This is a genomic window from Mycolicibacterium fluoranthenivorans, assembly GCF_011758805.1.
Taxonomy (GTDB): Bacteria; Actinomycetota; Actinomycetes; order Mycobacteriales; family Mycobacteriaceae; genus Mycobacterium; species Mycobacterium fluoranthenivorans.
The window spans coordinates 298959-322721 of the sequence record NZ_JAANOW010000002.1 but is presented as its reverse complement, the minus strand read 5'-3'; the positions used below and the strand labels follow the sequence as shown (position 1 = coordinate 322721).

The following is a 23763-nucleotide window of genomic DNA, read 5'->3' as shown; positions in this document are numbered from 1 at the left end:
TTCGTTCGCCAAAGTCTCGCGACACCATCCTAGGCAAGGACGAATACCGCGCTACGCGGAGATCGGCAGCTCCCCCGAGTTGCGGGTGTGCTCATCGGCCTCCTCCGGCCCCTCAGCGGCGCCGGACTCGGAGGCCGCCGCCGGTTCCGGGGCCCGCCTGGTCGGGTCGATCTTGATCCGGCACCGGGACAGGTCCGGTCCGACCGAGGTGGCGCGCACCTCGATGGAGGATCGGCGATTTCCCTCCTTGTCGTCGTATTCGTTGGTGTAGATGTGCCCGACGACCACCACCGGGTCCCCTTTGAACAGCGCGCCGGTCACCCCCTCGGCAACCCGGCCCCAGCAGTTCACGGTGAGGTAGAGCGAGTTACCCGGTTCCCAGGAGCCCTCCGCGGTACGTCGGCGCGAGTTGCTGGCCACCCGGAACCGGGTGAAGTCCTGGTCTCCGACGCGACGCGGCACGGGATCGGTGATGACGGTGCCGACCACGGAAAACGGTGTCTCGAACATGGCATTGCCTTTCTGTCATTTCATTCCGCACCGGCAGTGATGTCCTCGCCGCCGGCCTGTGCACCCATTGACCCGCCGGGTACCGACAGACCGTCACCCGACGCCGCGATCGGGACCGTCACCTGTGGATCAATCCGGCACTGTGGATAACCGGGCCCTAGGGTTTGGCGCATGACTGTGTGGATCAGCCGACGCCCGGATGCCGATATCGACGCCGACCTGGCCGCCAGCCGCGCGGCCGGCGGTGCGCTCGCCGGGGTGCGGCTGGCCGTGAAGGACAACGTCGACGCCGCGGGACTGCCCACCACCGCGGCCTGCCCGCAGTTCGCGTATCGGCCCGAGTCCGACGCACCGGCGGTGGCCGCCCTGCGCGCGGCCGGTGCGGTGGTCGTCGGCAAGACCAACCTCGATCAGTTCGCCACCGGCCTGGTCGGCACGCGCTCCCCGTACGGCGCGGTATCCGACACTCGTCGGCCCGCCTACATCAGCGGCGGCTCCAGTTCGGGTTCGGCGGCGGCGGTCGCCTCCGGGCAGGCCGATATCGCGATCGGCACCGACACCGCCGGGTCGGGCCGGGTCCCGGCCGGGTTGCAGGGCATCGTCGGCATCAAGCCGACGCTGGGCGTGATCAGCACCGAGGGCGTCGTGCCCGCGTGCGAGTCCTATGACTGCGTGACGATCTTCGCCCGCGATCTGAACCAGGCCAACACGGCGATGGCGGCGATGGCCGCCGCCGGAGACCGCGCCTGGCCGGCCGACATTCGCGTGGCGGCGCCACCGAATCCCGTCGTCGCCGTGCCCTCGACGCTGCCCGCTCTCGACGAGACCTGGCAAGCCGCCTTCGCCGCCGCGGTGCAGACCTTGGAGAAGGCAGGCGCGCAGATCGTCACCGTCGACATCGAACCGTTCCTGGCCGCCGCCCGGCTGCTCTACGACGGCGCACTGGTCTCCGAAAGATACGCCGCGGTAGGCGAATTCATCGACGGCCACCCCGACGCCGAGCTGGATCCGACGGTGGCGCGCATCGTCACCGGAGCGCGTGACATCCCGGCGCACCGGCTGATCGCCGACCGCCGCGAGGTGGCCCGGTTACGCGCCGTGGCGATGACCTCCCTGCAGGGAGCAGACGCGTTGCTGGTGCCCACCGCGCCGCTGCACCCGACCCTGGACGAGGTGGCCGCCGATCCGGTCGGGGTGAATTCGACCATGGGCACCTACACCAACTTCTGCAATCTGTTCGATCTGTGCGGTGTCGCCGTGCCCACGGGCACCGCCGGCGACGCACAGTTCGGTGTGACCGTGCTGGCGCGCGCCTTCGACGATGCCGTCGCCCTGGATATCGCTGCCCTCGCGGCGGATGTGGAAGCGCCGCAACAGGTGTGGCCACTGGCGGTGGCCGACCACACCGAGCTGGTGGTGTTCGGCGCGCATCTGCGCGGCGGGCCGCTGGTGTGGCAGCTGACCGATCTGGGCGCCCGCTGGGCCGGCGAGCTGACGACCGCGCCGCGGTACCGGATGACGGTGCTGCCGACCACCCCGCCCAAACCGGCCATCACCCGGGTTCCCGAGGGCAGCGATGGTGCGGCCCTGCTGGGCCATCGGTGGCTGCTCTCCCCCGCCGCACTCGGCCGTTTCCTGGCCGCGCTGCCGGCACCCATGCAGTTGGGCAAGGTCGAATTCGACGACGGCAGCTGGCGTACCGCCTTCGCCGCGGACGCCTCGGCCGCGACCGGGCCGGATATCAGCGAGTACGGCAGTTGGCCAGCGGCCATCGCGGCCGGAGCGGTCTGACAGCGCGGCTCAGAACCAGTCGGGCCGAGCGTCGACGGTGACGCGGTCCAGCGCAGCCAGCAGATCGAATTGCGGACCCACCTTGGGTAGTTCGTAGGTGAAGAAATACTGCGCCGCAGCACGTTTCCCGTCATAGAAGCTGCCCTGGTTGTCGCTGGCGGCGAGGAGTAGTTCCAACCACAGCCAGGCCATCACGACATGGCCGGTGGCCTCCAGGTACACCGTCGAGTTCGCCAGGGTGGTGGCAAGGTCGTCCGCCGACCAGAGGATCGCGGTGACCTCCTGGAGACGCTGCACGGCACGCCGTAGGTCAGCTGCCTGCGCGGCGGCGTCATCGGTGCCCTCGGCCTTGGCGATGGTCTCGTTGATCCGTTCGACCAACAGCGCCAGACCGGCCCCGTCCTGCATGACGACCTTGCGGCCGAGCAGGTCCAGCCCGTGGATGCCGTGGGTACCTTCGTGAATGGCGTTCAGGCGGTTGTCCCGGTAGTACTGCTCGACATCGAATTCGGTGGTGTAGCCGTATCCGCCATGTATCTGGATCGCCAGGCTGTTGGCCTCCAGGCACCACTGGGAAGGCCAGCTCTTGGCGATGGGTGTCAGGACTTCGAGCAGCAGGTTCGCCCGCTCGCGGTCTCCGTCGGCTCCGGTGCGCGCCTCGTCCACCAGGTTCGAGCAGTACAGGCCCAGCGCCAATCCGCCCTCGACATAGGACTTCTGCGCCAGCAACATTCGCTTGACGTCTGCGTGTTCGATGAGCGCCACGGGTCGCACCGTCGCATCCTTGTTGCCGACCGGCCGACCCTGGGTGCGCTGCTTGGCGTACTCCAGCGACGCCAGATAGCCGGCGTAGCCGGTGGCGGTCGCCTGCAGGCCCACCGCCATCCGGGCCTCGTTCATCATGTGGAACATGTACGCCAGACCCCGGTGCTCTTCGCCGACCAGATAGCCGACGGCACCCTCGCCGTCACCGACCGGGTGGGAACCGTCGCCGAAGTTGAGCAGCGCGTTCGTGGTGGCGTGGTTGCCCATCTTGTGGTTCAGGCTCACCAGCGCCACATCGTTGCGCGTACCGTCCGTCAGGAATTTCGGGACGATGAACAAGGAGATGCCTTTCACGCCCGGACCTCCCCCGGGCGCTTTGGCCAGCACCAGATGGACGATGTTCTCGGTCAGCTCGTGGTCGCCGCCGGTGATCCACATCTTGGTGCCCGTCACCCGGTAGGTGCCGTCGGCCATGGGGAGCGCTTTGGTGGTGATGTCCGCCAACGAGGACCCGGCCTCGGGTTCGGATAGACACATCGTGCCGAAGAAGCGGCCTTCCAGCATCGGACGTACCCAGGTGTCGATCTGCTCCGGGGAGCCGTACTCGGCCAGCAGATTGGCATTACCCATGGTCAAGAAGGCGTAGGCCGTCGTACTGGGATTGGCCGCCCGCTGGAATGCCAGCGCCGCCTGGGAGACGACCGTCGGCAATTGCATCCCGCCGATCGCCTCCTCGAACGGGCCCGCCATCAATCCCGCGGCGCTGAAGGCGTCCAGGGCGGTCTTGATCTCGTCGATCAGCACGACCGTGCCGTCGGCCCCCACGACGGGCTGCGTCTGGTCGCCCTTCTTGTTATGCGGGGCAAAGCATTTCGACGCGATATCGGCCGACAGATCCAGCACGGCGTCGAAGGTGTCCCTGGAGTGTTCGGCGAAATGGTCACGCTTGGTCAGCGCGGTGACATCCAGCCATTCGTGCAGCAGGAAGTCGACGTCGCGGCGCGAGAGGAAGTCGGCCATGGGCAGCCTTTCGGATCGACCATAAATTAGCGATCGCTCATTAAATGAGCGCTCGCTAATATTGCGTCGTCATCGCCTGCGGTGTCAATTGTGTGTAAGATCACCCACCGTCATGGCCATCGACCGACCTGCGGATTCAGCTGCGGCAGAACGCATGCGACGGGCCGCGATCGAGGCGTTCGCAGAGTCGGGATACGGCGGTAGCTCCACCCGGCAGATCGCCAAACGCCTCAACATGAGCGCGACGGCCATGTACCCCCACTACCGGTCGAAAGAAGAGCTGCTCTTCGCCATCGCCCTGGAGGGCCACAGCAGCCTGCTGGCCGCCCTCAAGCACGCAGATCCGTCGACGCCGAACTTCACCGAGCGGCTCCGGGCGGTCGTCGCCGCGTTCGCGCGCTGGCACGCGGAGAACCACAAGCAGGCCCGCGTGGTGCAGTACGAATTGCACGGACTCACCGCGGCCCACTACCGCAAGATCGCACCCCTGCGGCACGCGGCGACCGCAGTCTTGACCGACATCATCGCCGGCGGCATCCGCGCCGGCGAATTCGATGTCGACAGCGTCGAGGAGATCGTCATGGCGATCTCCTCGCTGTGCGTCGACGTCTGCCGATGGTTCCCCTCCAGGAAGCACTCCGACGCGAACAAGCTCGGCGAGCTGTACGCGGGCATCGCCGAGCGACTCGTGCGCTGAACCGCGGCGGCGGATTGCATCATGCACCGCATTGAATTGTCTCCACAACGCTTCGACATCCAGGAAACTCACAGGTAGGGGCGAAGTTTTGGCTATCAGTTAGATAAGCTTCGTGATATAGATACGTGGTGAAGCAACAGCCGCCCGGCGATCTTGCGCGCGAAAGCGTGGGCGAGCTGGTCGATCTGGCCACCGACCTGACGGCCCGATTCCTCTCCGACCGCGTCGACCTCAGCGTGTCGGCCGCGTTCGCGATCAACCGGCTTTCCCGGGAGGGACCGCTACGGCTGACCAGCCTCGCGGCCAAAGAGGGCGTCAGCCAGCCGTCGATGACACAGCTGATGCAACGACTGGAACGCGCCGAACTCGTCACCCGGGTTCCCGACCCCGAGGACGGCAGAGCCTGCCTGATCGGGATCACCGATCAGGGCCGGGCAATGCTCGACGATCGCAGGCGGCTGCGCCGGGAGCGTCTGGCCGGGTTTCTGGAGACGCTGTCGGCCGAGGAGTGCAGCGCACTGTTGCTGGCTGCCAACGTCGCCGTTCCGATCCTGGCCAGACTGGTGGCAGCCGCCGATGCGCCATCGGAAGCGAACGACGCTGCGCGCCACTGACACGGGACTTCGCGGCAGCGGCGCGGCAATCAATTGACGGGGTGAAAGGTGTTGGGGTGAAATCAGTTCCAGTCGGCAACTGGCTGAAGAAGATCTGGATTCCGGTGGTCCTCATCGTGGTGTTGGCCATCTCTGGACTGGTGGTCTCGCGACTGCACAAGATGTTCGGATCAGAGGACCTGAACGCCAACGCCGGAGCCGGTATCGAGATCGTCCAGTTCAACCCGAAGGTCGTGCTGTACGAGGTCTACGGGCCCCCAGGTACCTCCGCCGAGATCAGCTATTTCGACCCGGACGCCAACGTGCACTCGGTCAGCGCTCCGCTGCCCTGGTCGGTCACCCTGTCCACCACGTTGCCGACCGTCAGCGCGAACCTGATGGCCCGCAGCGACAGTGAGCGCAGCAGCGACCACATCGGTTGCCGCGTCACCGTCAACGGCACCGTCCGTGAGGAGCAATCAGCCGATGGCGTCAACGCCCAGACCTACTGCCTGGTGAAATCCGCATGACCACTGCCACCGCCGCCGCACCCACCGGCACGCCGAAGCGGCCCGTCGTCCCGCACCTGATCCGCATCCTCGCGTGGCCGATCATCCTGTTCTGGATCGCGATCGCCGTCCTGGTGAACGTCATCGCACCCCAGCTCGAGGTGGTCGGCGAGCTGCACGCCGCACCGATGGCGCCCGAGGACGCCCCCTCGATGCAGGCGATGAAGTTGATGGGGTCCAATTTCAAGGAATTCAACTCCAACAGCACGGTCATGGTCGTCGTCGAGGGCCAGCAGCCACTCGGGCCGGACGCGCACAAGTACTACGACGAGATCATCCACAAGCTGCAGCAGGACCCCGAGCACATCCAGCACATCCAGGACTTCTGGGGTGACACGCTGACCGCCGCCGGAGCGCAGAGCGCCGACGGCAAGGCCTCCTACGTGATGATCAACCTGGCCGGCGAGCAGGGCATGACGCTGGCCAACGAGGGCGTCGATGCGGTCCGCAAGGCCATCGAGGACACCCAGGCCCCGCCCGGGGTGCAGGCCTATGTCGCGGGTCCCGCCGCGCTGACCGATGACATGCACGTCATCGGCAACGCGAGCCTGGCCGAGATCACGTTGATCACCCTGGTCGCGATCGCGGGCATGCTGTTGGTGGTCTACCGCTCGATCAGGACCACGCTGATCCAGTTGTTCCTGACCTTCCTCGGTCTGCTCACCGCGCGCGGCGTGGTGTCGGTACTGGCCACCCACAATGTGTTCGGGCTGACCACCTTCGCCGGCAACATCCTGACCATGCTGGCGATCGCCGCGGCCACCGACTACGGCATCTTCGTCTTCGGCCGCTATCGGGAGGATCGCGGTCTGGGCCTGGACAAGGACGACTCCTACTACGCCACCTTCAAGTCCGTCGCACCGGTGATCGTCGGTTCCGGACTGACGATCGCGGGCGCGACCTACTGCCTGAGCTTCTGCCGGCTGCCCTACTTCGCCACGATGGGCGCACCGGTCGCGATCGGCATGATCGTGGTGGTCCTGATCGCGGTGACGCTCGGGCCCGCGGTGCTCTACCTCGGCAGCCGCGTCGGGCTCTACGAGTCCAAGCGGCCCCCGCAGAGCAAGTTCTGGCGGAAGGTCGGCACCGCGGTCGTGCGCTGGCCCGCACCGATTTTCGTGGCCAGCTTGTTCGTCGTGCTGATCGGCATCGTGGCCATCCCCGGCTACAAGCCGGCCTACAACGACCGGTATTACCTACCCAAGGACGCCCCGGTCAATGTCGGCTTCGCCGCCGCCGACCGGCATTTCAGCCAGGCCCGGATGAACCCCGACATCCTCATGGTCGAATCCGACCATGACATGCGCAATCCCGCCGATATGCTTGTGCTGAACAAGGTTTCGAGCAATGTGATGCACGCCGAGGGTATCGCGATGGTGCAGAACATCACCCGGCCGCTGGGAATCCCCATCCAGCACAGCTCGATTCCGTTCCAGACCAGCATCTCGGGTCAGACCAGCAACATGAATCTGCCGTTCCAGCGCAAACAGCTGGACGACCAGCTCAAGATGATCGATGCGACCAACACCTCGATCGCCATCCTGAAGGAGCAGTACCAGCTCTCCCTGCAACAGACCAAGCTCACCCTCGATTCGGATGCGAAGTCGCGGGAGTTGCTCGCGATCACCGAGAAGCTGCGGGACAACATCGCGAACTTCGATGATCAGTTCCGGCCCCTGCGCAACTATTTCTACTGGGAGCCGCACTGCTTCGACATCCCGATGTGTGCCGCCACCCGCTCGGTCTTCGATGCCCTCGATTCGGTCGATGAGGTGACCGACAAGACCGGCGACGTGCAGGTCAACACCGACCAACTGGCGGAGTTGGCGCCGAAGCTGACCGCGCTGCTGCCGCAGACGATCGCGTCGATGGAGACCAGCAGAGATCTGTCACTGGCGTCGTACAACTCGCAGAAGGCGCTGATCGATCAGATGCAGGCGATGAACGACACCGCCTTGTCGATGGGCGCCGCGTTCGACACCGCCAAGAACGACGACCTGTTCTACCTGCCGCCGGAGGCCTTCCAGAACCCCGACTTCGAGCGCGGGTTGAAGATGTTCCTGTCGCCGGACGGTAAGTCCGCCCGCATGTTCATCACCCATCAGACCGACCCGGCGACCGTGGACGGCATCGCCCGGGTCGATTCGGAGCGCAAGGCGGCGCAGGAAGCGCTGAAGATGTCCTCGCTGTCGGACGCCAAGATCTACCTCGGTGGTGTCGCGGCGACCTACAAGGACATGTCCGACGGCGCCCGCTACGACCTGATGATCGCGGTGGTGTCGGCGCTGACGCTGATCTTCATGATCATGCTCATCCTGACGCGCAGCGCGGTGGCCGCACTGACCATCGTCCTGACCGCGGGCAGTTCGATCGCCGCGTCCTTCGGCATCTCGGTGCTGCTGTGGCAGGACCTGTTCGGGATGCCGGTGCACTGGCTGGTGATGCTGATGTCGGTCATCATCCTGTTGGCGGTCGGCTCGGACTACAACCTGCTGCTGGTCTCCCGGTTCAAGGACGAGATCCACGCGGGCCTCAAGACCGGCATCATCCGGTCCATGGCGGGCACCGGCGGGGTGGTCACCTCGGCCGGGCTGGTGTTCGCCGCCACCATGGCCGGCATGATGGCGAGCAAGCTGATCGTGTTGGCCCAGATGGGGTCGACGATCGCCATCGGCCTGCTGATCGACACCTTCATCGTGCGGTCGCTGCTGATGCCGTCCATCGCCACGATGCTGGGCCGGTGGTTCTGGTGGCCCCAGGTGGTCTACCCGCGCGGGGACTACCAGTTCCTGCCGTACGTGCCCAAGCGGCGGTCCAGCGACGCCGATACCGAGGCGCTGCCCGCCCAGGGCTGACAAGTTCGCGCGGCGGGTCCGGTCCGTCCCCTCGGCTAAGAAGGCTCGGCTAAGAAGGGGTGTCGGACCCGCCGTTTGCGTGTTGAGAGAAGATCAATGATGTGGGATCTAAGGGCACTGCCGTGAGCGGGATGACGCGATGACCGTGCCGCAGCAGTTCACCGACCGCTACGAGCTGGGCGAGATCCTGGGCTTCGGTGGCATGTCGGAGGTGCACCGGGCCCGGGACATCCGCCTGCACCGCGACGTCGCGATCAAGATCCTGCGCGCCGACCTGGTCCGCGACCCGAGCTTCTACCAGCGGTTCCGCCGGGAGGCCAAGCACACCGCGGCGCTCAACCACCCCTCGATCGTGGCGATTCTGGACACCGGTGAGGCGCAGACGCCGAACGGGAAGCTGCCGTTCCTGGTGATGGAATTCGTCGAGGGGCTCACCGTCGGCAAACTGATCGCGCGCCACGGCGCGATGGCACCGCAACGCGCGATCTCGATCATCGGCGAGGTGTGCACGGCACTGGAGTTCAGCCACCGCCGTGGCATCGTGCACCGCGACATCAAGCCGGCCAACATCATGATCACCCCGACCGGCGCGGTGAAGGTGATGGACTTCGGCATCGCGCATGCCATGAACGCCACCACCGGGGACCGGCTGACCGCGACCTCGGCTGTCGTGGGCACCGCGCAGTACTTCTCCCCCGAGCAGGCCCGCGGCCACGAGGTCGACGCCCGCACCGATGTGTACTCCTTGGGCTGCGTGCTCTACGAAATGCTGACCGGCCAGGCGCTCTTCAGCGGTGACACCCCGCTGGCAGTGGCCTATCAGCACGTCCGGGAGCGGCCGATCCCGCCGTCCCAGCGGCACCCGGGAATCTCGGCCGAACTCGACGCCGTGGTGCTCAAGGCGCTGGCCAAAAAGCCGGAGAACCGGTATCAGAGCGCGGCCGCCTTCCACGGCGACCTGATGCGGGTCAGCCGCGGCAACGCTCCGGAGGCGCCGGCGACGTTGCCGGCGGACGACACCGACCGGTCCCCGGTGGATATCGACCCGCAGCCGCACACCCTGCAAATGCCCGTCCAGGAACGCCGCAGTGGGTCGCGGCGCTGGCTGATCGCCGGTGCAGTCGCGGCCGTGACCCTGCTGGTGATCGCCGGCGTCTTCGTCGTGGGCACCATGAACCGCGTCTCGGTGCCCGATGTGCACGGTTTGACCCGCCAGGATGCCCTCACCCAGTTACAGGACCGCGGCCTGACCCCGCACGTGGACACCAAGCCGGACGGGTCGGTCGAGGCGGGCCGGGTGATCGGCACCGACCCGGCGGCCGGCGGCTCCGTCTCGTCGGGCAGCGATATCACCGTCAACGTCTCGACCGGACCGGAGCAGCGCCGCATCCCCGACGTCGCCACCCTGACCTATGACGAGGCGGTGCAGAAACTGCACGATGCCGGATTCGACAGCGTGCGGCGGATGACGCAGGCGTCCAAAGCCTCCGAGGTGGACAAGGTGGTCGGGACCATACCGGCCGCTCAGCAGGATTCGGCGACCAGCAACGAGATCGTCATCCTCGTCGGTTCCGGGCCGGCGACTCGGACCGTGCCCGACGTGACCGGGCAGACGGTCGATCAGGCCACCCAGAACCTCAACACCGCGGGTTTCACCACCATCCTCAAAGCGGATACCGACGGCACGCTGCCGGTGGGTCAGGTGGCGAGCACCGACCCGGCTGCGGGCGCATCGGTGGACGCGGACGCGCCGATCACCCTGAAAGTGTCACGAGGCAATCAGTTCGAGATGCCCGACGTGCGCGGGCTTTTCTACGTCGACCTAGTCCAGTACCTTGCGAGCTTCGGCTTCACCGGACGGCTGGACAAGGGACCCGATATCGACGCCGGCAGCGACAAGCGCGGCAAGGTGGTGCAACAGGACCCGGCCCCGAAGACCGGGGTGAACCGGGACGGCATCATCACGGTGAACTACGGGTCCTGAGCGCGGCACCGCCGCGCGGCCCGGCGATCTAACCCTGGTGCTGCTCGCGTTCTGCCAGCTTGGACAGCATCGCGTTATAGGCGGCCAGATCGGCGTCGTCGTCGCGGTCGGCGGCGCGGTCCAGCCGGGTGGCGGTGCGGTTGTCGCTGCGCCGCCACTGGATCAGCAGCGCGAGCATCACCAACACCAGCGGCACCTCACCCGCCGACCAGGCAATACCGCCGCCGAGACGTTGATCGCCCAGGAGATCGGTATGCCAGTAGAGCTGCAGTGACTTGTAGAACCCCTCGGCCATCACCGTCTGCGTGCCCATCAACACCACACCGAAGAACGCATGCAGTGGCAGCGACCCGAACACCACGCCGAGCTTGGCCAGCGACGGGATGGGTCGTGGTGTCGGGTCGACCCCGATGACCACCCAGTAGAACAGATAGCCCGACAGCAGGAAGTGCAGGTTCATCGCGACGTGCGCGGCGTGGATACCGGCGACGGCGTCGAAGATCCCGCCGAAGTACAGCCCGTAGAAACCCCCGACGAACAGCGCCGTGGCGACGAACGGGTTGGTCAGCAGCAGCGACACCCGGCTGTGCAGCGCGGCCAACAGCCACTCGCGCATGCCCGGCGGGGCATCGCGTCCGGCGGCCGGCAGCGCGCGCAGCGCCAAGGTCACCGGCGCCCCCAACACCAGCAACACCGGCGAGAGCATCGACAGGAGCATGTGGGCGCCCATGTGCATGCTGAACATGGCCGGCATGTAGCGGCCCAGCCCCGACGACGTCGCGAACAGCAGCACCGCACACCCACACAACCAGGCGGCGGTCCGTCCCACCGGCCAGGCATCGCCCCGCCGCCGCAGCCGGATGACACCCGCCACGTACACCGCGGCGAACAGGATCGCGGCGGTCCCGAAGATCAGGTCGAAGCGCCAGTCGAACAGGATCCGGGCCACCGTCGGCGGCCCGGCCAGGTCGTAACCGATCTGCACAGCGGTGACCGACGGGTTGAACACCGGCGGCGGCGGTGGCGGGGTACGGCCCAGCGCGACGGCGATACCGAAGGTGAGACCGAACACCAGCGACTCGACCAGCGCCAGCTGGATCAGCGGGCGCCGGTTCTCCGGATCGGCGGCCAGCTCACCGACCGCGCGGCGGCGTTGCAGGAATCCGAGCACCCCGAGCACGAGCAGGGCCACCACTTTGCCGACGATCAGCCAGCCGTAGCTGCTGTGCAGCAGGTCAGCCGGCCGCACCCGGACAAACGCATTGATGACGCCCGAGAATCCCATGGCCACGAAGCACCACAGGGCGATCGCCGAGAACCTCCGTGCGGCCAGATCGGTGTGCGCCCCGCCGCGGAACGCCAGCGCCCACAGCGCCAGCAACCCGCCGGCCCACACCACCCCGGCCACCAGGTGGATGAACAGGCTGTTGGTGGCCAGGTCGTGCGAACCACCGGCCGACGAGTGCCCCGACAGCGCCAGCGGCACCAGGGTGAAGACCGACCCGGCACAGAGCAACGGGGTCCACGACCAGCGCAGCACCGGGATACTCACGACGGTGACGATCGCGGCGAACAGGGCCGTCCATCGCCAGGTCCCCGCGGTCTCCACCAGGCTGGCCACCGACCAGATATCGGCCACGCTGAGTCTGCTGGCCAGCGGCTGACCGGTGATATCGGACACCGTCAGCGGCACCAGCAGCACGGCGGACACCGTCCAGATCCCGGAGGCCACGGTGCCGGTGCGCAGCGCGCGATATCCCGCCACGTCCAGCACGCCACTGGACTGCGGCGGCACCAGGAACGCGGCCAGCAGGAACGAGCCGACGGCGACGGCGGCAGCGATCTCCCCGGCCGCGCGGACGAAGGGCAGCCCGTAGGTGGTGACCGGTCCCGGATCCGGGAGGCCGGTCGCGGTCAGCGCGTCGGCCAGCGACAGCCCGCCCAGCCCGGCCGCCACAGCGCCAGCCAGCACCGCGACGCCGAACAGAACGGGCCATACGGTGCCCGTGTGCACCCGCGGCGCCGTGGTCGTCATCGATCAAGCGTATGGGGTCGCCTTCAGGCGTTCGCTGCCTGTCGGGCTGCTCGCTCACGCTCGACGAACTGGGCAACGGATCCGGCCTCGACGGTGTCCATATCGGTGAGGATGTCCCGCAGCTCGGCGAGGAAGGCGCTACGCCGTTGGGACAGGTCCGGGGCGCGACCGAGCAGCTTCTGGTCGGCCACCACCTGCCGCGCGGTCGCGAACAGTAGTGCCGATACCGACTCGTTGCTGCGGACCTTGCCCTGGGCCACCTGCTGCGCGCCGACGCCGAGGGCCAGTTTGGTCAATTCCTTCTCGGAGATCTCGGCGGGCGCGTCGCGCAGCACGTCCGCGACGATCTCGTAGGCCTCGACGAACGGGCGCAACATCGCCGAGCCGAGCAGCGGTCGCTTGGCCCGCAGCAGCGCCTCGATACCTTCGCGGCCCGAGACGATCTGCTCCTCCCAGTCCTGCGTCCACGACATCTCCTTGGTCAGGTTGTCCCGGAAGGTCGCCGAGTCGGCGAAGTAGAAGTCGAACTTCAGCAGATCGCGCAGGCGCGCCGTCTGCGCCCAGAACACGTCCAAGTGGTCGGACCCGGCACGGGCCGCGTGCGCCAGCGCCAGTTCGATGATCGAGGTTTCCAGAAACGACGCGATCAGGGTGTTGCGGTAGAACGCCGCCTCGTGCTCGTTCCCCGGCGCGATCCGCCATACCGGCTCCCGCCCCCCGTCGATCCGGGTCACCGGATGCCCCCCGGACAACGCGTCGACAGCGGCCCGCACCCCGTCCACGGTGCGTAACCGCAGGGTGCTGTTGGTCATCGGAATTCCCTTGCGCTCCAGGTAATCAAGTGAATCCTGGAACGTCCGGTGCAGCTGGCCCAGCGTCAGTGCCACCCCGCGCGAGGTCAGCAGCAGTGCCGACACCAATCCGGTGGCGTTGACCGGGGTGACCTGCTGGATACGCCAGGCCACCTCGAAGGCCATCTTCTGCATGGCCAACCGTTTGGCATTCGGGTCCGAACCGATCGGCCCGCCCGGCTCGCCGAGGTACTGACGCATCGACACCGCCTCGGGGAAGCGGACATAGATCTTGCCGTAATTGCGTTCGCCCTGAGCCTTGACGAAGTTGTAGAGCCAGCTCACCCCTTCGGGGGTCTTCTCGCCGCCGCGCGCGTAGGCCGCGTACTCCTGTGTCTCGTGCAACTGGTCGAAGCTGATCGACACCGGCTGCAGCAGGATGTCCTCGCTACGACCATCGAGATAGGCGTCGGCGACGTAGGACAACAGACCGAGCTTGGGCGGCAACATCTTTCCGGTGCGCGACCGAGTGCCCTCGATGGACCAGTTGAGATTGAAGCGTTTCTCGACGATGTACCCGACGAACTGGCGCAGCACGTACTTGTACAGCGGATCGTCGAGCTTGCGGCGCAGGAAGATGACACCGGAATGCCGGAAGATCGGGCCCATGAATCCGAACGACAGGTTGATACCCGCGAAGGTGTGCACCGGCGGTAACCGGTTCTCCTGCATGGCAACCGGCACGATCACCCCGTCCAGATAGGAGCGGTGCGAGAACAGCAGCACGGCCGGATGGATCTCCAGCGATCCCCGCATCGCCTCGATCTCTTCGCGGTCGTAGTCGATGTTGGGGTCGAACCCGCGGCTGAAGATGGCCCGGCCCAGGGTCGGGATGAGATCGACGGAGAACCGACTCCACCCCGTGGACAGCTCGTCCAACATCGCACCGGCGTCTTCGATCGTGGCGCCGGGAATCTTGTCCAGTCCCTCGCGAAAGCGGGCCGAGGCCAGCATCTCCGGCTTCACCAGCCGCGGCGACTTGTACTCCGGGCCCAAGAGCCGCAGCTCGACCCGCTCGATGGCCAGGATGGCCCGGCGGATGACGAAACGGGCGAATTCGCGGGGGTTCTCGGCGGTGGTGTGGTCGTTCCAATGTTGGTGCAGCTCGGACACCTTCGCCGGTTCACCGGCCACCACCCGCGCGCGGGACGGGTCCTTGCGCAGGATGCGCCGCTGCAGCAGTTCGGGCGGACGGTAGGTGTCGCGGCCCGAGATCAGCGAGACCACCTTGGACCGGGTGGGCAGTCCGCCCGGGATCCAGAACACCCGCACCGGCACCACCGACCGGTCCGGGTCGGCCGACAGCTTCTCGACCAGCTGGGCCAGCACCGTCGGTGGCGGATCGTCGGAGTCGGGCAGGTGCAGCACCTCGACGCGGGCGTCCGGGCGGTCCCGGCGCTGCTGCAGCAACCAGTCCTTGAGCAGCTCCTGCTCGGCCGGCGAGCCGACGGAGGCGAGCACCAGGGTGTCGTCGGTCGGCTTGAAACTGTCGATATCGCCCGAGAGCCTGGTCATGAACGATCCTCCGGGGCGAGCGAACCGACGGGAGGATCGTCCGGGGCGAGCGAAGCGACGGGAGAGCCTTGAGGGGCGGGCTTCGGCGCATCGGCACCCCGTTTGTACAGCGGAACCTCCGGGAGCTGGTCACGTGGCCAGGCCGCCAGCGTGTCGAGGTAGAGCTGGCGGACCTCGGCGATCCGCTCGGTCAGATTGTCGTGGGTCCAGTCGTCGGTCGAGATCGGCGGGAACACCGCGATATCGACGGTGCCGGCGTTGAAGGTGCTCGAATCGCGCGCGGCGATCACCTCGGCGTTGCGGATCACGATCGGCACGATCGGGATGCCGGCGGCCATCGCGATGCGGAACGGCCCCTTCTTGAAGGGCCCCACCTCGGTGGTGTCCAGCCGGGTGCCCTCCGGCGCGATCAGGATCGAAAGACCCTTCTTGGCAAGCTCTTCCACCTTGTGCAGCCCCTCCACCGCCGCCTGGGTGTCATCGCGGTCGATGAATGCCGCGTCCATCACCTTGCCCAGCGGACCCATCAGCGGGTTGCGCTCGAGCTCCTTCTTCCCGACACCGGTGAAGTCGACCCCGACCAGCCGGCCCGCGATCATCGGGTCGGCCTGGTTGCGGTGATTGAAGATGAACACCGCGGGCCGCTGCGCGGTCAGGTTCTCCTCGCCCAACACGTTGAGCTCGATGCCGGTGGTGGCCATGAGCAGCTTGCTCCAGTTGGACGTGAAGAAGTTGACGCCCACCCGCTTGTTGCGGGTGAGCAGCCCCAGCCCGATGGCACCCGCCGCCACCGTCGGGATGGTGGCCAGGCTGGCCAGGGTGCGCAGTTGCGCGACCGGGTTGCTGCCGCTGCGGCTGCTGAACTTCAGGACGGGCCAGCCGCGCTTGCGGGCGACCGCGGCCAGCTTGCCCGCGGGGTTGGTCGGGCGCGGATTACCGACCACGTACATCAGCGCGACATCCTCGTCGCCGTCGGCGTAGAAGTAGCTCTGTGCGAGGTCGACCCCGTTCGCCGCGGAGAACCGCTGCACCGCATGGGCTTTCCCGGAGCCCCAGATGATGGGCTGCTGCACCTCACCGGTGATCAGCCCCTCGTCGTCCACCTCGAACTTGTTGCACAGCACGTTGTCGATGCCCAGAAACCGGGCCACCGGCTCGACCTGCACGGTCAGCGCCGAGGAACTCAGCACCACGGTGTGTCCGCGGGCCATGTGGGCCCGCACCATCGCGCGCATCTCCGGGTACATCCGGTCGCGGACGTGCTGGACGAACAGCCGCTCCCCCAACTCGTCCAGATCCGACAACGAGTTCCCGTGCAGCATCCGGGCACCCTTGCCGATCAGGTCCTCGAACTCCGAGCGCCCCAGTTGATGGTTGAGCCCCGCCTGCACCATGCCGATGAACTCGCCGACACTCATCTGGCCGCGGCGCAGCCGGTCCTGCGTCATCAGGACACCGGTGAACCCGGCCACCAGCGTGCCGTCCAGATCGAAGAACGCGCCGACCTCGGGCCCGGGCGGGCTGGCCTCGATCTCGGCGACCGTACCCGGCAGGCGCGCGTCGTTCGCCGAACTCATTGCGCGGCACCTCCATGTGATGAGGCGGTTTCAGGTGCGGTGAACGATGCCGCCACGGCGCGGCCCTCCCCGCCGAGGGCCAGAATCTCGTCGAAGCCCCGGAGCAGGCAGTCGGCCCACAAGGCGTCGTCGACGACGGCAGCCCGGTCGTAACGGGTGGTCACGGTGACGAAGCCGCCCCGCGACACCAGCACTGTCATCATCGCGACTCCCGGCAGCGGGCCGAGTCCGTAGTGCCGCAGCACCTTTGCCCCGGCGATGAAGGTATCGCCGGGGTACACCGGCACATTGCTGGCCTGCACATCGGAGTTCACCACCGAGCCGGCCGCCGATTCGAGGACGGCGTCGGGCAGAAAGCTGACGAACGGCGCCAGGGTACCCACCATGTCCATGGCACGTTCCTCGCGCTTGGTGGTCATCTGTGAGCGGATCGCCGCGATCCGCCGTCCCGGATCGACGATACCGACCGGTGCCGCGAGATTGATTCCGGCAAAACGATTTCCGCCGGCAGGATCGTCGTCGACGCGCAGGTTCACCGGGACCGCCATCGGCAGACTGTCGATCGGAATGCCCTTGGCCTCGTGATAATGCCGAAGCGCCCCGCACAACCCGGCCAGGTACGCGTCATTGATGGAACCGCCGGCGGCCTTGGCGGCCCGATGGAAGTCGGCGAAGACCATGTCGATCGCCTCGCTGCGCGAGGCCAGGCTGCGGCGGCGTAACAGCGGCGAATGATCGGCCACCGGCCGGGATACCCGGGCGGTCGACAACGCATAGTCCACGACGCCACTGACCGTGGCGGCCGGATCGCGTACGACGTTGGTCACCGCGTGCACCGCACCGCCGAGGAGGCCCAGCACACTGTTGGTGATCTTGAGGGGCAGCCGGTTGATGCCCATCTTCATCAGTTCGTTGGCGGAAAGATCCTGCGGAATCGGCAGGGGCGCAAGCTCGCCGATCGGGGTGTCGCGTTCCAGGTTGTAGATGTTGGCGAACATCTCAACGGTGCCGACCCCGTCGGCGACGGCGTGGCTCAGGTGCAGGATGGTGGCGGCCCGGCCGTCGGCCAAGCCCTCCACAAGGGTCGCGGTCCACAACGGCCGGGTGATGTCCATCGGTGTCTGAAGCGCGACCTCGGCCAGGTCGAGAACCTGACGCAGGGTGCCCGGTTCGGGGGCGCGCACCCGGCGCACATGGAAGTCCAAGTTGAAGTCGGGATCGACCACCCAACGTGGAGACGCCGTCGGCAGCGTCGGCATGACCACTTTTTGACGCAGCCGCAGAACCTTGCGCGACGCCTGCTCGAACACGGCGCGGAATTGCTCCCAATCAGGGGTGACGTCAAGCAGTTCGACGCCCATGATGCCCGACCGGGTACGTGGATTCGCCTCCCCGCGGTGCAGCAGTGTGTCGACGCCGTTCAATTTCTGGGGCAGCCCCGCCGCATCCAACGGCACGTTGCTCATCGCGCAAACTCCTCCTGCAGGGCGCTCTCCTGGGCGGGCGCCGTGCAGCGTCCACGCTAGTCCGCGGCGCGGTGGCGCGACGGGGCTTTCGTAGCTGTAGCCGACCCGGCGTCGAAGCTCACACAGACGTCACGCCGAGGCGCGATTCTCATCGAGCAGCGGGATCCGTCTGTCGGGCAGCTCGCGAAATGCCGAGGCCTCGACGATTCGCTTCTTCTGACCGTTCTTGGCCGGGGTGATCCGGAGCGCGACGGACGCGTTGTGGTCGGAGGGCGGGTGCCTGGTTGTGAGCGAAGGCGCCGATGACGTGTAAATTACGACTGTCCGTGTATGCCCCCGTGGCGCAATGGATAGCGCATCCGGTTTCTACCCGGTCGGTTGCAGGTTCGAGTCCTGTCGGGGGTACCAATCTCGTTCACTATCCGTGCCCTCACGCGTGACTGCACGGTAGCTCGGGAGTCCGACAAACCCGTTTCGACGCTCGACGCACGCCGATATGCCACGCTGACCAGGTGACCGTCCGCGCATCGCTCGCTCGCCTGGCCGCCGTCGCCGCCCTTCCTGTCGCCATGCTCGCGGGAAGCCCGACCGCCGCGGCGGACGACTGCCCCAATGTCGAACTCGTCTTCGCGCGCGGCACCGCCGAACCACCCGGGATGGGACGGGTGGGCGATGCGCTGTTCGGTGCCCTGCAGCCCCTGCTGGGCGGCCGCAGCCTGGGTGCGTACGCGGTGAATTACCCTGCCAGCTACAACTTCCTGACCACCGGCGCCGGTGCCGACGACGCCCGCGGGCACATCGCGTGGATGGCCGACCAGTGCCCGAACACCCGGATCGTGCTCGGCGGCTTCTCCCAGGGCGCGTCCGCGGTGTCGATGCTCGCCGGCGTCCAGCCCGTCGGTGACCGGATCGGCAGCCTCGGGTCGGCCCCTCCGCTCGATCCCGCCCTGGCCGGCAACGTCGCGGCGGTCGCCGTGTTCGGCAATCCGGGTGCCCGCTTCGGCACCCCGCTGTCCAGCAACGGGCAATTCGCCGGCCGCGCGATCGACCTGTGCAGCGGCGGCGACCCGATCTGCTCGACCGGATCGTTCGACCGGGCCGCGCACAACAATTACGAGGCGCCGCCGTACCCGGGCCAAGCTGCCAGTTTCATCGCCGGCCGGGTGTAGCACCGCTGATTTGCCGGGGCTTCGCGCCACCTGGCACCCTTTCACGGTGACCGCGATCGATCCGGAGAAGCTCAGCACCTGTCTCCAGGTGCTGTCCGAGGTCGAATCGTTGCCGCCCGAGCACCCCGACGCGGTGGCCGTGCGGCGTGCCACCGCCGGCATCTGGAAGTCGGTGCGCAAAGCCCGCCGGCACGCCAAACGTGACGCGGTGGCAGAAGCCGACAAGGCCGTCATCGCCGCGACGGCCACCGGGGCGCCCGGCCGCATCGACGACGAGACCGCCGGCCTGCCGTTGGTGTCGACGGCCTCCGGCGCCACCGCAGGCACCCTGCTGCGGTCCCGGGCCTGCTACATCTGCAAGAAGCACCACACCGTGGTCGACGCCTTCTACCACCAGCTTTGTCCGGAGTGTGCGGCGTTCAGCCATGCCAAGCGCGATGCCCGCACCGATCTCACCGGCCGCACCGCCCTACTGACCGGCGGGCGCGCCAAGATCGGCATGTACATCGCGTTGCGCCTGCTGCGCGACGGTGCGCACACCACCATCACCACCCGCTTCCCGAACGACGCCGTGCGGCGCTTCGCGGCTATGGAAGACAGCGCCGACTGGCTGCACCGGCTGCGGATCATCGGTATCGACCTGCGTGACCCCGCACAGGTGGTGGCGCTGGCCGACACGGTGGCCGCGCAGGGCCCACTGGACATCCTGATCAACAACGCCGCCCAGACGGTGCGCCGGGCCCCGGGCTCGTACGCCGCCCTCGTCGAAGCCGAGCGCACCCCGCCGCCCGAGCTGGCGCAGGTCGATGTGGTCAGCTTCGACCGGGTCAGTGACGCGCACCCGGCCGCACTGGCGGGCAGCCTCGCCGAGCACCAGACCCCGCATGCGCTCGCAGAGCTCGCCTTGACGGCCCGCAGCGCCTCACCGGAGCGAATCGCGGCCGGCACCGCCATCGACGCCGGCGGGCTGCTGCCCGATACGGCCTCGATCAACAGCTGGACCCAGCGGGTGCACGAGGTCGATGCCATGGAGCTGCTTGAGGTGCAGCTGTGCAACCAGACCGCACCGTTCATCCTGGTGAGCCGGTTGCGCCCGGCGATGGCCGCCTCCCCCGCGCGCCGCAAGTACGTCGTCAACGTGTCGGCCATGGAGGGCCAGTTCGGCCGCCGCTACAAGGGGCCGGGCCATCCGCACACCAATATGGCCAAGGCCGCGCTGAACATGCTGACCCGGACCAGCTCCGCGGAGATGCTGGAACAGGACGGCATCCTGATGACCGCCGTGGACACCGGCTGGATCACCGACGAGCGTCCGCACCCGACCAAGCTGCGGCTGGCCGAGGAGGGCTTCCACGCCCCGCTGGATCTGGTCGACGGCGCTGCCCGCGTCTACGACCCGATCGTGCGCGGGGAGGCCGGCGAGGATGTGCACGGCTGCTTCTTGAAGGACTACCGACCCAGCGACTGGTGATTTCGCCGAATTCGCTTACCCGCCAACGAAACAGCGTCGAGAACTCAACTCTTGGCCGGCGCCAGTTCCTGGAGGGCGATATCGAGCGTCGGGCGGATCGTCAGGACGTCCGCCAGTCCCACCAGCTCCAGAGGGCGACGCGTCGCGGGTCCGTCGGCGACCACCACCAGTGGCACGCCGGGCGGCAGTTGGGCCTGCGTGTCCACCAGCGTCGACATACCGCAGGAGGCGAAGAAGGTGGTCTCCGTCAGATCGATGATCACCGCACTGGGCTGTTTGTCCAGCGCCGTGGCGATGAGTTGGTTGAGATCGGGCACGGTGAGCATGTCCACGACACCGGAGCAGGTGATCACCACAGTCGTGTCGCGCCACGTGTGAGCGCACATCAGTGTGGATGGGCTGGACTCGAAATGGTCGGGCATCGAAAACCTCGCGAAAGCGTCGATTCGGGGCGCCATGTCTCGCGGGCTGCGGTCTGAACCAGAGAAGCTAGAACGCCGACTCCTACCGAGCCTAACCCACTGAGCCATGTCGGTGTGCTCGCAGACGTACCCGCCTGGCACTCTCGAGGGGGAGCTCGACACCACGACCTGGGGGTTTTCTCATTTCGCGTCCCAACGGCGATGACCACGCAGCGCAGCTGCTACCCGTCGGCACACCGATCGACCTGGACAACTGCGCGCGCGAGCCGATCCACATCCCGGGCAGCGTCCAGCCGCGCGGGGTGCTCGCCGTCGTGCGCGAACCGGGTTTCCAGATCCGCCAGATCAGCGCGAATGTCACCGACCTGCTGGGCCGCGCGGTCGACGACGTTCTGGGCCGCCACCTGGCCGCCCTGATCGGCGCCGAACAGGCCGCCCAGATCGAGCAGGCGGCGGCCGTGTTCGGTGATCTGCGCCAGCGCAACCCGCTCGAGTTGGAGATCCCGGTCGCCGGCCGGTCGCGGGCGTTCGACGCCCTCCTGCACCGCGAGCCGGGCGGGGTGCTGCTGGTGGAACTCGAAATCGCTTACGGGGAACGGCCGTTCTCGTTTCCGAACACGTATCAGGCGGTGCGCAATTCGGTCGAGCAACTCAACCGCGCCGAATCGACGACCGAGCTGTATGACACCACCGCACGCGCGATTCGCGATCTCCTCGGATTCGACCGCGTCATGGTGTACCGCTACGACCAGGACTACAACGGCGAGGTGGTCGCCGAATGCAAGCGCGATGACCTCAACTCCTTCCTCGGGCTGCACTACCCGGCCAGCGACATCCCGGCACAAGCCCGCGCCATGTACGAGAAGAACTGGCTGCGGCTGATCTCCGACGTCGACTACACACCCGCCCCGCTGGTACCTGCCATCGACCCGGACAGCGGCACACCGCTCGACCTGACCCATGCCACGCTGCGCAGCGTCTCGCCCATCCACATCGAATACCTGCAGAACATGGGTGTGCGCGCGTCCATGTCGATCTCGCTGCTGCGCCATGGCCGGTTGTGGGGACTGATCGCCTGCCATCACTACGCCGGCCCGCACCTGCCGCCCTACGGCGCACGGGCGGCGGCCGAGTTCCTCGGCTCCACCCTCTCGCTTCGGCTCGTCGACCGCTTCGATGACGATCAACTGCGGGAGCGGCTGGCCGCACAATCGACACTGGCCGCGCTGACCAACGCCACCCGCAACGACAGCGAGCCGGTGGCGGCCGCCCTGCTGCAGGCACCCAGCCTGCTCGATCTGCTGCCCGCCACCGGTGTCGCCGTGCGCGTCGGCGGCAAGTACCGCGTGCTGGGCAGGGTCCCGCCGGCCGAGGCCGTGACCGCCGTGGCGGACTGGGCGCGCGACGCCGACGGCGAGGTCGTCGCGACGGACTGCCTGTCCGGTGAACTGCCCGCGCTGGATCTGGATCCGACAGTCGCCGCGGGTGCGCTGGCGCTGAACCTGCCCGACGGGCAGTACGTGATCTGGTTCCGGGAGGAGGCGCTGCGCTCGGTGGATTGGGGCGGCGATCCGCACAACAAGGCCATCGCCGTGCAGGAAGGAGACGGGGTTCGGCTCAGCCCGCGCAAATCCTTCGAGCGCTGGCGCGAGGTGGTCGACGGCTGCAGCCAACCGTGGACCCCCATCCACGTCGAGTCCGCGGAATCGTTGCGACGGCACCTCGTCGAAGAGCTGTACCGGCGCACCCGAAGTGCGTTGCAGGTGGCCGAGATGCTGCAACGTAGCCTGCTGCCGCCGTCCATTCCGACCATCCCGGGCTGGGAGCTGTCCGCCCACTACCAGCCCGCCGCGGGTGGCCGGGTGGGAGGCGATTGGTACGACGCGTTCGTGCTGCCGGACGGCCGGCTCATCATGCTCGTCGGTGACGTCGCGGGCCATGGCCTGGCCGCCGCCGGCGCCATGGCGCAGTTGCGTAATGCGTTGCGCTCCCAGCTGTTTACCGGCGTCGCCCCTGGAGAAGCACTGAGCAGACTCAATGAGTTCAGCGTGCACCTGATGCCGCGTGCCTTCGCCACCGTGGTCGCCGCCCGGATCGCACTCGATACCGGAGAGGTCGAGGCGGCATCGGCGGGGCATCTGATGCCGTTCCGCATCGGCGCGGACGTCGATGCGGCGCCGATCCGGCTGGCCCCGCCGATCGGCGTCCGGGGCGCGCGCTACCCGGCCAGCAGCTTCACCGTCGCTCGCGGTGACGGGCTGGTGATGTTCTCCGATGGCTTGGTGGAACGCCGTGGCTCGACCCTAGACGAGGGCCTGGGGCTGCTGGCCGCGACATTGCGTCGCGGCGGGGAGGTGGCGGCGTCCCGGATCTCGGCCGCGCTGGCGCCCAGCGACGCCGAGGACGATGTCACCGTCCTCACCCTGCGCCGCCTCTGAGCCATCGACAACGGGCGCCGACGGTATGTTGTGGT

The 23763-nt window shown here is 67.5% G+C and carries 16 protein-coding genes and 1 tRNA gene; 10 read left to right on the top strand and 7 right to left on the bottom strand.

Annotated features, from left to right (window positions below; all coding sequences use genetic code 11):
* Nucleotides 1-51: 51 nt before the first annotated feature.
* On the bottom strand, nucleotides 52-510 hold the full coding sequence (locus tag FHU31_RS19615; RefSeq protein WP_167161669.1) for a single-stranded DNA-binding protein: 459 nt from the start codon (nucleotides 508-510) through the stop codon (nucleotides 52-54).
* Nucleotides 511-681: 171 nt separating this feature from the next.
* Between FHU31_RS19615 and atzF the strand changes: the two genes are divergently transcribed.
* Nucleotides 682-2301 (top strand): allophanate hydrolase, encoded by a 1620-nt coding sequence (gene atzF, locus FHU31_RS19610; RefSeq protein WP_167161667.1) that lies wholly within the window; start codon nucleotides 682-684, stop codon nucleotides 2299-2301.
* A 9-nt stretch (nucleotides 2302-2310) separates the two neighbouring features.
* On the opposite strand, the gene FHU31_RS19605 is transcribed toward atzF, so the two are convergent.
* Entirely contained in the window at nucleotides 2311-4086 is a 1776-nt protein-coding gene (locus tag FHU31_RS19605) for an acyl-CoA dehydrogenase (protein ID WP_167161665.1), read from the bottom strand.
* A 112-nt stretch (nucleotides 4087-4198) separates the two neighbouring features.
* Here FHU31_RS19605 and FHU31_RS19600 point away from each other — a divergent pair, with 112 nt between their 5' ends.
* The 5 genes from FHU31_RS19600 (at nucleotide 4199) to pknB (ending at nucleotide 10784) form a co-directional block, all read left to right on the top strand.
* On the top strand, nucleotides 4199-4783 hold the full coding sequence (locus tag FHU31_RS19600; RefSeq protein ID WP_167161663.1) for a TetR/AcrR family transcriptional regulator: 585 nt from the start codon (nucleotides 4199-4201) through the stop codon (nucleotides 4781-4783).
* Nucleotides 4784-4911: 128 nt separating this feature from the next.
* On the top strand, nucleotides 4912-5397 hold the full coding sequence (locus tag FHU31_RS19595) for a MarR family winged helix-turn-helix transcriptional regulator (protein WP_263987782.1): 486 nt from the start codon (nucleotides 4912-4914) through the stop codon (nucleotides 5395-5397).
* Between the two features lie 56 nt (nucleotides 5398-5453).
* A complete protein-coding gene (locus FHU31_RS19590; RefSeq protein ID WP_167161661.1) occupies nucleotides 5454-5906 on the top strand; it encodes an MmpS family transport accessory protein in 453 nt (150 codons plus the stop codon).
* Nucleotides 5903-8800: an MMPL/RND family transporter gene (locus FHU31_RS19585; protein WP_167161659.1), complete on the top strand. Its 2898-nt coding sequence runs from the start codon at nucleotides 5903-5905 to the stop codon at nucleotides 8798-8800. Before FHU31_RS19590 ends, FHU31_RS19585 begins: the two co-directional genes overlap by 4 nt.
* Nucleotides 8801-8939: 139 nt before the next feature.
* Nucleotides 8940-10784: a Stk1 family PASTA domain-containing Ser/Thr kinase gene (gene pknB / locus FHU31_RS19580; protein WP_167161658.1), complete on the top strand. Its 1845-nt coding sequence runs from the start codon at nucleotides 8940-8942 to the stop codon at nucleotides 10782-10784.
* 28 nt (nucleotides 10785-10812) lie between these two features.
* Here pknB and FHU31_RS19575 read toward each other — a convergent pair whose 3' ends face one another.
* The 4 genes from FHU31_RS19575 to FHU31_RS19560 are packed head-to-tail and all read right to left on the bottom strand — an operon-like array spanning nucleotide 10813 to nucleotide 18228.
* Nucleotides 10813-12819 carry a bifunctional copper resistance protein CopD/cytochrome c oxidase assembly protein gene (locus FHU31_RS19575; protein ID WP_167161656.1) on the bottom strand — a complete coding sequence of 669 codons (2007 nt, stop codon included), beginning with the start codon at nucleotides 12817-12819 and terminating at the stop codon, nucleotides 10813-10815.
* 23 nt (nucleotides 12820-12842) lie between these two features.
* Nucleotides 12843-15185: a glycerol-3-phosphate 1-O-acyltransferase gene (locus FHU31_RS19570; RefSeq protein ID WP_167161654.1), complete on the bottom strand. Its 2343-nt coding sequence runs from the start codon at nucleotides 15183-15185 to the stop codon at nucleotides 12843-12845.
* The gene (locus FHU31_RS19565) at nucleotides 15182-16762 is read right to left on the bottom strand and encodes an HAD-IB family hydrolase (protein ID WP_167161652.1); all 1581 of its coding nucleotides are present in this window, start codon (nucleotides 16760-16762) and stop codon (nucleotides 15182-15184) included. The genes FHU31_RS19570 and FHU31_RS19565 overlap by 4 nt, the downstream gene beginning before the upstream one ends.
* A complete protein-coding gene (locus tag FHU31_RS19560) occupies nucleotides 16759-18228 on the bottom strand; it encodes a wax ester/triacylglycerol synthase family O-acyltransferase (protein ID WP_167161650.1) in 1470 nt (489 codons plus the stop codon). Before FHU31_RS19560 ends, FHU31_RS19565 begins: the two co-directional genes overlap by 4 nt.
* Nucleotides 18229-18560: 332 nt before the next feature.
* Between FHU31_RS19560 and FHU31_RS19555 the strand changes: the two genes are divergently transcribed.
* From FHU31_RS19555 to FHU31_RS19545, 3 genes are all read left to right on the top strand, one after another.
* Nucleotides 18561-18636: transfer RNA gene (locus FHU31_RS19555), tRNA-Arg, on the top strand.
* A 161-nt stretch (nucleotides 18637-18797) separates the two neighbouring features.
* Nucleotides 18798-19397 carry a cutinase family protein gene (locus FHU31_RS19550; protein WP_167162867.1) on the top strand — a complete coding sequence of 200 codons (600 nt, stop codon included), beginning with the start codon at nucleotides 18798-18800 and terminating at the stop codon, nucleotides 19395-19397.
* Between the two features lie 46 nt (nucleotides 19398-19443).
* The gene (locus tag FHU31_RS19545; RefSeq protein WP_167161648.1) at nucleotides 19444-20868 is read left to right on the top strand and encodes an SDR family NAD(P)-dependent oxidoreductase; all 1425 of its coding nucleotides are present in this window, start codon (nucleotides 19444-19446) and stop codon (nucleotides 20866-20868) included.
* Between the two features lie 44 nt (nucleotides 20869-20912).
* Here the strand turns inward: FHU31_RS19545 and FHU31_RS19540 are convergent, their stop codons facing one another.
* A complete protein-coding gene (locus FHU31_RS19540; protein WP_167161646.1) occupies nucleotides 20913-21290 on the bottom strand; it encodes an STAS domain-containing protein in 378 nt (125 codons plus the stop codon).
* 182 nt (nucleotides 21291-21472) lie between these two features.
* Here FHU31_RS19540 and FHU31_RS19535 point away from each other — a divergent pair, with 182 nt between their 5' ends.
* The gene (locus tag FHU31_RS19535; protein ID WP_167162865.1) at nucleotides 21473-23728 is read left to right on the top strand and encodes a SpoIIE family protein phosphatase; all 2256 of its coding nucleotides are present in this window, start codon (nucleotides 21473-21475) and stop codon (nucleotides 23726-23728) included.
* Nucleotides 23729-23763: the final 35 nt, after the last annotated feature.

Bases quoted from the DNA above. Each gene is read 5' to 3' on its own strand.
- FHU31_RS19615 (WP_167161669.1), bottom strand. From the start codon at position 510: ATGTTCGAGACACCGTTTTCCGTGGTCGGCACCGTCATCACCGATCCC.
- atzF (WP_167161667.1), top strand. From the start codon at position 682: ATGACTGTGTGGATCAGCCGACGCCCGGATGCCGATATCGACGCCGAC.
- FHU31_RS19605 (WP_167161665.1), bottom strand. From the start codon at position 4,086: ATGGCCGACTTCCTCTCGCGCCGCGACGTCGACTTCCTGCTGCACGAA.
- FHU31_RS19600 (WP_167161663.1), top strand. From the start codon at position 4,199: ATGGCCATCGACCGACCTGCGGATTCAGCTGCGGCAGAACGCATGCGA.
- FHU31_RS19585 (WP_167161659.1), top strand. From the start codon at position 5,903: ATGACCACTGCCACCGCCGCCGCACCCACCGGCACGCCGAAGCGGCCC.
- pknB (WP_167161658.1), top strand. From the start codon at position 8,940: ATGACCGTGCCGCAGCAGTTCACCGACCGCTACGAGCTGGGCGAGATC.
- FHU31_RS19575 (WP_167161656.1), bottom strand. From the start codon at position 12,819: ATGACGACCACGGCGCCGCGGGTGCACACGGGCACCGTATGGCCCGTT.
- FHU31_RS19570 (WP_167161654.1), bottom strand. From the start codon at position 15,185: ATGACCAGGCTCTCGGGCGATATCGACAGTTTCAAGCCGACCGACGAC.
- FHU31_RS19565 (WP_167161652.1), bottom strand. From the start codon at position 16,762: ATGAGTTCGGCGAACGACGCGCGCCTGCCGGGTACGGTCGCCGAGATC.
- FHU31_RS19560 (WP_167161650.1), bottom strand. From the start codon at position 18,228: ATGAGCAACGTGCCGTTGGATGCGGCGGGGCTGCCCCAGAAATTGAAC.
- FHU31_RS19550 (WP_167162867.1), top strand. From the start codon at position 18,798: ATGCTCGCGGGAAGCCCGACCGCCGCGGCGGACGACTGCCCCAATGTC.
- FHU31_RS19540 (WP_167161646.1), bottom strand. From the start codon at position 21,290: ATGCCCGACCATTTCGAGTCCAGCCCATCCACACTGATGTGCGCTCAC.